We start from the raw sequence: 1,046 nt of genomic DNA, 5'->3' as shown, positions 1-1,046 counted from the left end.
GGTGTAAAAAAGATAAATCTTCCAAGATGCGGTGCATCTTTGTCGGATTTCCTATTTTTACTTTGCCTCTTTAACGCCGATTCTATAAATAACTAAGAAAGGTAGAGCAGGTGTTCATATTTGAACACGAGCGGAAAGCTTGGAAAATAGATAATCTGCCTAGATGCGAGGCATCTTCGTCAGCTTCCTAATTTTCAGTCGCTTTCTGATCGCTCTTTGTATCATAAATTATGTCTATTCATATTGCTGCTAAGCAGGGAGAGATTGCTGATAAAATTCTTCTTCCTGGGGATCCTCTTCGTGCCAAATTCATTGCTGAGAATTTTCTTGAAGATTCTGTCTGTTTCAATGAGGTTCGTAACATGTTTGGTTACACAGGAACTTATAAGGGTGAACGTGTTTCTGTGATGGGGACTGGGATGGGAATGCCATCTATCTCTATTTATGCACGTGAACTTATCGTTGATTACGGGGTTAAAAACTTATTCGTGTGGGAACTGCAGGTTCATTAAATAAGGATGTTCATGTGCGTGAGTTGGTCTTGGCACAAGCTGCAGCGACAAACTCTAACATTATTCGTAACGATTGGCCACAATACGATTTCCCACAAATTGCAAGTTTCAACCTTTTAGATAAGGCTTACCACATTGCCAAAGATCTCGGTATGACTACCCATGTTGGTAATGTACTGTCTTCTGATGTTTTCTACTCAAATTACTATGAGAAAAATATTGAACTCGGTAAATGGGGCGTGAAAGCTGTTGAAATGGAAGCGGCAGCTCTTTATTACCTTGCAGCTCAGCATCAGGTAGATGCTCTTGCCATTATGACAATCTCTGATAGTTTGGTGAATCCAGATGAGGATACAACTGCAGAGGAACGTCAAAATACTTTCACTGATATGATGAAAGTCGGTTTAGAAACACTTATTTCTGATTAGTTGCTATAATGAAAGGACACCTTTTGGTGTTCCTTTTTGGTTTTGTTGGGTTATAGTTGACTTGTTTCCTTTATTATGAATAGTGGTAATAGATTTAAAATTGTCA

1 pseudogene is annotated in these 1,046 nt (G+C 38.7%); it reads left to right on the top strand.

Going from position 1 to position 1,046, the window contains the following annotated elements:
- The first annotated feature begins 230 nt into the window (after nucleotides 1-230).
- Nucleotides 231-940, top strand: a pseudogene (deoD, locus tag HSISS2_RS03610) (purine-nucleoside phosphorylase).
- Nucleotides 941-1,046 lie beyond the last annotated feature (106 nt).

Origin of the sequence: Streptococcus sp. HSISS2, from assembly GCF_000448665.1 — a bacterium.
Taxonomy (GTDB): Bacteria; Bacillota; Bacilli; order Lactobacillales; family Streptococcaceae; genus Streptococcus; species Streptococcus raffinosi.
Note: the sequence above shows the minus strand (reverse complement) of the source record. Positions and strands in the feature narration are given on the sequence as shown.